This window comes from Serratia microhaemolytica, assembly GCF_004011885.1.
Lineage (GTDB): Bacteria > Pseudomonadota > Gammaproteobacteria > Enterobacterales > Enterobacteriaceae > Serratia_G > Serratia_G microhaemolytica.
The window spans coordinates 1-9,711 of record NZ_SBEF01000057.1; the positions used below are offsets into that span (position 1 = coordinate 1).

Sequence of the window (9,711 nt, forward strand, 5' to 3'; positions counted from 1 at the left end):
AACAAGGAGTGTCTTTATCATGACGACGAACGAAAACACACCACGCAAACGCCCACCGACCCACTATTCCTGTGATTTATTACGCCACTGGGTAGAGATTGAACTGTTGGATGAACAGGGGCAACCGATTACCAACATGCCTTACCAACTCAGAGACCCTAACGGCGTCACCCGTCACGGGCGCAGCGATTTTAACGGCATCATTCGTGAGGAGAAACTGATGGCGATCCCAGCGTATATTACGCTCGGCGCCCAGGCACTGGTGGAGGAGATGGCACAGCGCCCACTGCGTGTACAGCGTGGTGAAGCGGGCTCTATGGTAAAACCGGCTGCTGAAGCGGCCGGTTACCGTTACCACTATTTGCGTGTCGGCGAACTGTGTGACAGCCGCCCGAATATCGCAAACTGGCCAGAAACAGACCCACTACCGGAATATCACTTCCCCTGCACCCTCGGCCGTGGCTTGCGCCTTAACCCGATGAGCCAGCGCCATGTGGTGGAGATCTGCCCGTTCCGGGCTTGGTCACTGGTGCTGCACCACACTGCGGAGTATTCGCTGGTGAACGCGCATAATCTGGCGTTGATGAGTATTCTGAGTTATGCCAATGAAAAATATAACGACATAGGACAAAAGGAAGGTTCGGTACAGCACTTCTTTCATCAACAGATGCTGGATCTGTCACGCCTGCCCTATCAGGTGAACGATAAACGCTGCCAGCCACTGGTAAAAGATGTGCCCTTTGCTGATCGCTATACCGATGTGGCGTTTATGGACACTAATCTCGGCGAAGCGCCACGCGGCGATAGCCAACTGTTTTTTGCCGCCAATCAGCAAGAGCTGATCATCGCTTGGCGTGGCACCGCCAGTTTTCAAGATGCGGTGACCGATGCCACCTATAAACCGATCGATATGACCTGTGATATCGCTGTGCCCTGTAGCAACATTGTTAAACAGGGGCGCGCCCATCAGGGTTTTTTAGAGGCGTTTCAGGTGGTGGATAACAGCGAGGATGACGATATTGTCAAAGCACTGCGTAACTTGAATCGACTATTGGAAAAGGAAAAAAGTCTCTATATTGCCGGCCATAGCCTAGGCGGTGCATTGGCGCTGCTCCATGCAGCAAAACTCCGGCAATATAACCCACTGCTGTATACCTACGGTATGCCGCGTACCCTCACGCTCAGCAGTATGGCGGAGCTGGCGACTATTCCACACTATCGCCATATTAATGAGAACGATGCCGTGCCTTCGGTACCGCCCGAGCGTGAACTTGACAGCCTGTTTTATAAGCTGTGGGGGCCACTTGGCAACCTGTTTGGTTACACCTGGTCGGTGGTGAAAGCGGTGCTGCCGTTGGGCAGTGAGGTATTTTGCCACCACGGCGAAGTGGTGCACTTTTACCAAGCACGTTCGGTGCAGCAGTGGTTTGATCAGCGCAACCCGCGCGCGCAAACCAAAAGACGCCAGTATCTGCCGAACAGTGCCAAACTGTTTTTGGTGCCCCAGTTAGGCACAGCAGCTCACCAGCAGGCGGGTGAGGATCAACGGCAATTGATGCAACAGTTGGATGAGCACAGCAAACAAGAGTGGTTCCCACAGTATGGCAACCCAACATTGAAAGATGCGTTAACCGGCAAAGATCACCCCTCGGGGCAGTATGCCGATTATATTGCTGCACGGTTACGTGAGCTGCTGGCACCTGCCTCGGGACACGGTTATCAGCCACAGATCGCTGCTTTTGCCGCACAACTGCAACAATACCAGCATGAGATCCCACTAGCGGAGCAAAATAGGGATAAACTGTTTTTAGCCCTCGATCGGCAACTGGCACATAGCTTGGTGATCACCCAATCACTGCCGGAGGGTGAAGTGATTATGCAACGTTTTTATCAACAAGGAGAGTCATCATGAAGTGCCCCTCTGTAGTACTGTTTGGTGTACTACTAGCTAACACTGGTTGTGCACAAGTAAATCAAGAGTTGGCGCCCCCCAGTGATAATGTCTGGATAGATATTGCGGTCAAAGCGCCGAAAAATACCCAACCGATCCGTGTTAACTCTTTTTATCTATCGGAGATTTGTAAAAAAGATCGGCTGCGAGCAGATATGAAAATTTATAAGATCACCGGCACCAAAGTGCGTTATCTCACCATGAGCCTGGAAGATGACACTGGGCTTTATCGTGCTAAGATTCCTAGGAATGGGGGGGGGCGGTGCCAATGGCAATTAAGCCGTGTGACCTTTGGTATTAAGTATGCCAGTGTCGAGCATTTAGTAAAAAATGGTGAGATTGGAGGTGCCGTTGGTGTCAGAGTAGCCTTTAATGATGCTTACCTTGAATTTAACGATTACCCTGTGGTCTCCAACCCATTGACACTTTCACCAATTTATTATCCGCTAATCACTCAGTGGCGCTTTAGTAAGCAGAGCACTGATGTTGACTTATTTGGTAGACATGATTTTGATTCGTATAAAATCCGGTTAAAAGAACATGAAGGAGCCAAAATTACCTTTTTACCCCAGGTGGATGAATCCAAAGTGGTGAGAATGATTGGACCAAAAGAAAGAAAAAAGGGTGAGAATTGGCGAATTATCTACCCAGATGGCACAATAATTTCAACAGGTGCGATTAAACCCGATTTTAATCGGATGAAGGCAATGTGAGGGTGATCGGGGCAGGCGATTGACTGCCCCAGTTAGTTTGTTAACACAGGGAATGGATATGAAATATAACCCACTGTTTTTATCTGCCGTGCTGCTCAGCACCGCCGGTTGCGTCCAGCTTAATAAAGAGCTGAACCCACCCAGTGATAATGTCTGGATAGAAATCACGGTCAAAGCACCGGAAAACACCAAACCAATCCCAGTTAACTCTTTGTATACCTCGCAGATTTGTAAAAGGGATCGCCTGAAATCAGATATGAAAATTTATAAGATCACCGGCACCAAAGTGCGTTATCTCACCATGAACCTTGCAGATGACAGCGGACTTTATCATGTTAAGGTCCCGAGAAATGGGGGAGGAGTGTGCCAATGGCAATTAAGCCGTGTGACCTTTGGTATTAAGTATGCCAGTGTTGAGCATTTAGTCAAAAATGGTGAGATTGGAACTGCCGTTGGTATCAGTGTAGCCTTTAGTAATGGTTACGGAAGCAATGAGTTTATCGATTATCCCGTGGTCTCTAACCCTTTTACGCTCTCGCCAATTTATTACCCGTTGATTACTGAGTGGCACTTTGACAAACAGGTCACCTATCTTTCTTTATTTGGTCGGATAAATTTTGACTCTTACAAAATCAGATTAAAAACGCAGGAGGGGGCAAAAATCACTTTTTTACCACAAGTCGATGAATCTAAAGTGGTGAGAATGATTGAGCCAAAAGAAAATAAATTGGGGAGCTATTTTAGGATTATCTACCCAGATGGCACAGTGACTTCAACAGGCGAAGTTAAACCCGATTTTGATCGAGTAAAGGCGATGTAATAGTGAGCGTGATCGGGGCAGGCGATTGACTGCCCCAGTTAGTTTGTTAACACAGGGAACGGATATGAAATATAACCTACTGTTTTTATCTGCAGTGCTGCTCACCACCGCCGGTTGCGCCCAGCTTAATAAAGAGCTGAACCCACCCAGTGACAACACCTGGATAGAGATTGAGATCAAAGCACCTGAACATACCCAGGCATTCCCCGTTAACGCATTGTACACCTCGGAGATTTGTAAAAGAGATCGGCTGCGAGCAGATATGAAGATTTATAAGATTACAGGTACCAAAGCGCGGAATATCACTATGAGCCTGGAAAATGATACTGGGCTTTATCGCGCTAAAATCCCTAGGAATGGAGGGGGAGGATGCCAATGGCAACTAAGCCGTGTCACTTTCGGTATTGAATATGCGAGTGTCGAGCATCTCGTGAAAAATGGAGAAGTGACAAGTGGCGTTGGCGTTAATGTCGCCTTTAGTGATGGCTACGGAAGCAGTGAGTTTATCGATTACCCTGTGGTCTCTAGCCCGCTGACGCTCTCGCCAATTTATTACCCAGTAATTATTGAGTGGCGCTTTAGTAAACAATCCACCGATGTTGATTTATTTGGTCAGCGTGATTTTGACTTTTACAAAATTAGACTAAAAGAGCATGAAGGGGCAAAAATCACTTTTTTACCACAAGTTGATGAATCTAAAGTGGTGAGATCGATTGGGCCAAAAGAAAAAAAAGAGGGCAACCATTGGCGGATTATTTACCCGGATGGTAGCGAAACCTATAACGGTGAAGTATTCCCTAATTATAATCGGGTAAAAGCAATGTGAGGGTGATCGGGGCAGGCGATTGACTGCCCCAGTTAGTTTGTTAACACAGGGAATGGATATGAAATATAACCCACTGTTTTTATCTGCCGTGCTGCTCAGCACCGCCGGTTGCGCCCAGCTCAATAAAGAGCTTGATCCCCCAGTGACAACACCTGGATAGAGATTGAGATCAAAGCACCTGAACATACCCAGGCATTCCCGGTTAACGCTTTGTACACTTCCGAGAGGTGTAAAAGGGATCGCCTGAAATCAGATATGAAAATTTATAAGATCACCGGCGTTAAAGCTCATCGTGTCACTATGCATGTTGATAACCACGCTGACCTGTATACTCAGGGCAACCGCACTCATACGGTAGCCCTGAGTTAGAAGCCCCATCGTCGAGATAGGTCAGTAACACAGGCCAGCGCTTTAAGGCGTGTATAATGGCTTTGTGTATCCCCGAGTTGCCGGTGTTGAGAGGACGTGTTTTTATTAACGACTCCAGTTTATACAACTCGCAGATCTCATAGAGATTTGCATAATCTGTCTTGCATCACATCTCCCTGCCGAAACCAAAACTTCTTCTATACTTGTCACAAGCGATCAGATTGCTGCTTCCTCCGCTGTGCTGCAACGGGTGTATTAGCGTCAATCCAACCCAGTTCAGTGACTCAATCGCACTGAAATCACCTGTTTATTTTCAATACAGTTATTAAGGATAAGAATAACTTAGCGCTATCCAAGAGGTTCCCGTATGAACAAGGTCTACAAGGTAGTATGGAGTCGTGTGCTACATATTTTTGTTGTGGTGAGTGAACTGACGAAAAATAAACAAAAAAAATCCTCACATATCCATACCCACGCTTCGACGGCTCATCTCTTTGGAATAACAAAAAATAACCGCTATAAAATCAATGCGGTTACCATAACGTTATTGGGATTATTACTTGCACATCAGCCAGCCTACGCGATTACTAAGCAGCAGTGTATCGATATGGGCAGCTCATGTGCCTTGATATCCAGCCGTGCTGACTTGGTTGCCGCACTCTCCAGCAGCGGCACAGCGACAACGTTACTGTTAACTCAGGATATTGATTACGGTGGTGCTGGAGCGGTAGATATTTTCCAAAATCAATCTAATAGAAAAGATATTGTCATCGATGGCGGTGGACATTCGATCACATTTGGCCTGATGGCTTTTCAGACGCGGGCTGATCGAACCAATAACCCGAATTGGGACAATGCCACGCTAACATTCACTAATTTTAGCAGCATCAATACCACACGCACCCTGACACAAGATGCACGCTTTGTTTCCGCACAGGATGCTACGACCAGACTGACGGTAGTGATAGAAAATAATGGAAAACTACTGAATAACAAATTAGTGGCTTTTGGTACTGACAGCCCATCGGCACCACCAAATAACGACAGCGTATTACGCATAGGCAATAATGGCCCTAGTGTGCTTAATTTAGGGACATTCCGGCAACTGGCGACTTCTTCTAATATAGAAATGACCGGAACACTGGATCTGACAATTATCCCCGGCGCATTTCCGGCAGTATTCTGGAGTAATGCTAGCCCGGCAGTAAGCAAAATACGCTTTACTGAAAATGCCGACGTAAAATTTCATAGTTCAGTAGTAGGCAATTCCAATGTGCGTTTAACTAACGGCCCAGCCAATAGCGCCAGCCCTGATAATGCCACCTACAGTTTTTTTATTGATGATGGTGCAAAAGTAGATCTCAACATTCCTGGACAAAACGTACTCGGCATATCCAATTTTGGTGTAAAGGTGGGATCTTATGATCCGGTGACTGGGTTTGGTAAAGGGGCAGTATTAAAGCTTAACAACTGGAGTAATACCCGTGGCATTCTGAACCACCAGTTAAGCAACCTGCCAAGTACTAACCCGACAGCAGCGATATTCAACGGCCCGACCTCAGACAATGATGTTATTTATAACCTGGATAAAGGTTCAGTGATCACCGTGGTCGATCAGGAACTGGTCGCCGGTATTTTGGCACAAAAAAGCACAGGAAAAGGCAACATCTATATCCGCTCAGGGGCAGTGATCTCAGACGGTACGGATCAGATCTCTGAGGGGATCGGGATCGCAGCAGAGACAACAACAGCGGATGCTACCGGTGATATTCTAGTAAAAAATGAAGGTTTAATACTGAAAGCGATTGGTATTTTACAACGCATCAGCTCCACGGTTGGGACAGCCAAACTGATTAATGAAGGTGTTATCAAAAGCTCCTCTGCTGGTGTTCTATTGCTGAGTAATATCTCTGAGCGCGTGACGATGACAGTGGATAATAGCAATGGAGTCATTAACGCCCACAGTGGTTCAGGTATTCAGGTATTCAACGCCAACATTGATCTTAATTTGAACGGCGGTGAAATCAATGCCTATGGCACGGCAGCAGCGATAAATGTTAATAGTGATAACAGCGGTGTACACACCATCACAGGCACAACATTTAACATCAATGATAGTGCGATGGTATTTAAACCGGGTTCAAAATCTACCTTCAATTTATACGACAACATCTTCAATACCACCGATGGCGTACTATTTACAGAACTGCTGGGAATAAACTTCCTATATGGCAGCAGGAATAATGTCGCAAACATTTATGGCATGGGGTTTGGGATAGAGAAAAAATTTGCTGGAATTGATTTGTCGAATGCAGCGCTAACCATCAATGCATCAGGTGCTGGCAGCATTGGGTTATATACACATGGTGATCAGAATGGCGATGCTAATATTATTGTTGGCGAAAAAACCACGATTAACGCCAATGCGGGTAGTGCGGTGGTTTTTGAAAATGACATTAGTCAGAGTTTAATTAATAATGGAGAGATCAATGGCAGTGTGTCAATGGGCAACCATGACAACACCATTGTTAATAATGGAAGTCTCTACTCACTTAATAGTGGATCAGGCAGTGACACATTAACCCTGAATGTTGGATCAGTCAGCAGGGGGATTATTGATCTTGGCGATGGTGATAACACAATAAATATTTACCACGGCTCTTATGTTAACTATATTCACACCGGATCAGGTAATGATGTTTTTAATATCATGAACCTGACTGCAACAGGAACCTTGACACTGGGAATACTGAATGCCGGTGCTGGTGTTAACACGCTGAATTTTATTAATTCAATTCGCACACTGAATAGAGAAACCAGACTTAGCAACTTCAATAATATTGGCATTGATGAAACCTCGGAAATCACACTGGTAGATAGCGACAACATTGATGACGACAGCCAGGTCACCTTAAAGGCTGACACCAGTCAACTGCGTTTTGCCGATGGTTATCAGGGCGAGTTTACTGGGGTACTGGCCGGTGTCGGTAGCGCGACAGTGGAAGCGGGGGCCAACGTCACCTTAATCCACGCCAGCCCCTTTTTTGGTGAGTGGATCATCAACCACGCCGGTATTCTGAATGTCAGCCAAAACGAACAGTTAGGCACGGGCGGTGGAGCAGTACACCTAGCGGGCAGGCTCAATTTAACCGGCGTATCCCTGTTTAACAAAAGGTTAACCGGTGATGGGCTGTTACAAGTGGATGCCAATAACCAGCACTTTAATTTTGCCGATAATGTCGGTGATGCCTTCCGTGGTGTGATGGATTTGAGCAACGGCAGCTTTGCACTAACGCCCAGCAACGCCAACGCACTGAGTTACGCCACACTACGCGGATCGGCGAACAGCCTGATCAGTGTCACACAAGACAATGTACGGGTTGGTCAACTTAACTTAAACGGCAGCACGCTACAGTTTAACCAGCGCGGCACCATCAGTACCGACAGCTTAACGGTAGAAGATGCTTCACAAATACAAGTTTCTACTGAGGTTTTTACTGAAGGTAACCTGCTCGATCTCGATCAGCAAGGCATCACCAGCTTAGTCAACAGCAACAACACACTCAGTGCCAGCCAACTGGCAAATCTCACCCTACAGGATCTGGCGGGCAATGCACTCGCTAACGGCACACAGCTCGACTACATGCAAAATGGCAACCGGGTTGCCATCAACAGCTACAACTTTGCCCTTGATAGCGCACCAGGATTACAACTGCGACATCAACTGACGCAGATCGACCTGCAAGCAGGGCAGACATTAACGCTAAGCTCATTCGGTGCGCAGGATGACACCCTATCAGCACGCCTAACTGGCAGCGGAAACCTAGAAATTGGTGCCGATAACAGCGCACTCACACTGGTTAATTCACAGAACGACTATCGCGGTAACACCAGCGTCAATGGCGGTGTGGTTAATTTTGCTGCCAACAACGTACTGGGTAATACTGACCGATTGACCATCGCCAATGGTGCCACGCTGAACTTATTCGGCTACAGCCAGTTAATCAATTCACTGAGCAATGCCGGTCGCCTGAACTTTGCTGGTGGAAGCTTAACCCTGGCTGCTGGCGGCAGCTCTGACCATGTTGATGGCTTGAGTGGCAATGGCTGGTTGCGGCTGCTGGGTGGAGACTTTGTCGTCAACGCGGCGAACCGAACCTTCACCGCCCAGACCACTATTGCCAGCGGTGCCAGTGCCAGCCTGAATGCGGCGGATGCCCTGGGCGACGGCGACATTGAGCTCTCCGGCAGCCTCAACCTCAACGTTGCAGACAGCGATTTTGCCAATCGGCTCTCTGGCAACGGACAAGTCAATGTCAACCATCAACTCAGCTTCACCGCAAACAACCAGGCATTTACTGGCACGATCCAAATCAATCAGCACTCGGCACTAACCGTTAGCCAAAGCAATCAGATAGGCAGTGCGAACCTGGCATTAGCGATGGCCTCGTCACAACTGTTCTTCAACCAGTTACAGGGCAATATTGCTAACCGGCTCAGTGGAGTCACTGGCGCACAGGTCAATATCAACCACGCCAGCCAACTCAGTTTCAGCGGTGATAACAGCGCGTTTGCTGGCCAATTTAACATTGATGGCAGCAGCAGCCTGACCGCCAGCCAACAGCAGCAGTTGGGCAGCGGCAGCATCGATATCGCCAACGGGGGTCAACTGATTTTTGACCAGTTTGCTGCTGGCACACCGGTCACACTGAGCAACCGCATCAGCGGTGCTGGCACCTGGTTACTGCGCAACAGCCAACTTGACCTGTCTGGCAACAGCAAGTTGGCCAACTTCAGCGGGTTAGTGGAACTGAACGGCAATGCCCAGATGACACTGGACGCCTTAACGTTGCTCAACAGCGCGCTTGGCTTCCATATCGCCAACAGCGGCGACCAACTGACTATCCGCAGCAGCAGCGCATTTAACTTCCTCTATCGCCTGACCGGCAACGGATTACTGAGCGTCGATACTGCTGGCGCGGCGTTTAACTTTGCCCAGAGTACTGGCAACGCCTTCAGTGGCGAAGTGCAA

The 9,711-nt window shown here is 47.7% G+C and carries 5 protein-coding genes; all 5 read left to right on the plus strand.

Translation table 11 applies throughout. The features are described from left to right. Positions 1–19: 19 nt before the first annotated feature. A complete protein-coding gene (locus tag EOJ37_RS13245) occupies positions 20–1,912 on the plus strand; it encodes a lipase family protein (protein ID WP_127960374.1) in 1,893 nt (630 codons plus the stop codon). Beyond that, complete coding sequence (locus EOJ37_RS13250) at positions 1,909–2,664, plus strand: hypothetical protein (protein WP_127960375.1); 756 nt, start codon at positions 1,909–1,911, stop codon at positions 2,662–2,664. The genes EOJ37_RS13245 and EOJ37_RS13250 overlap by 4 nt, the downstream gene beginning before the upstream one ends. A 58-nt stretch (positions 2,665–2,722) precedes the next feature. After that, positions 2,723–3,484: a hypothetical protein gene (locus tag EOJ37_RS13255; protein WP_240651719.1), complete on the plus strand. Its 762-nt coding sequence runs from the start codon at positions 2,723–2,725 to the stop codon at positions 3,482–3,484. Between the two features lie 64 nt (positions 3,485–3,548). Then, entirely contained in the window at positions 3,549–4,310 is a 762-nt protein-coding gene (locus EOJ37_RS13260; protein WP_240651720.1) for a hypothetical protein, read from the plus strand. A gap of 736 nt (positions 4,311–5,046) precedes the next feature. Then, a partial coding sequence (locus EOJ37_RS13265) for an autotransporter outer membrane beta-barrel domain-containing protein (protein WP_276318283.1) occupies positions 5,047–9,711 on the plus strand: 4,665 nt, incomplete at its 3' end.

Coding starts and splice junctions, on each gene's coding strand:
- EOJ37_RS13245 (WP_127960374.1), top strand. CDS start 20: ATGACGACGAACGAAAACACACCACGCAAACGCCCACCGACCCACTAT.
- EOJ37_RS13250 (WP_127960375.1), top strand. CDS start 1,909: ATGAAGTGCCCCTCTGTAGTACTGTTTGGTGTACTACTAGCTAACACT.
- EOJ37_RS13255 (WP_240651719.1), top strand. CDS start 2,723: ATGAAATATAACCCACTGTTTTTATCTGCCGTGCTGCTCAGCACCGCC.
- EOJ37_RS13260 (WP_240651720.1), top strand. CDS start 3,549: ATGAAATATAACCTACTGTTTTTATCTGCAGTGCTGCTCACCACCGCC.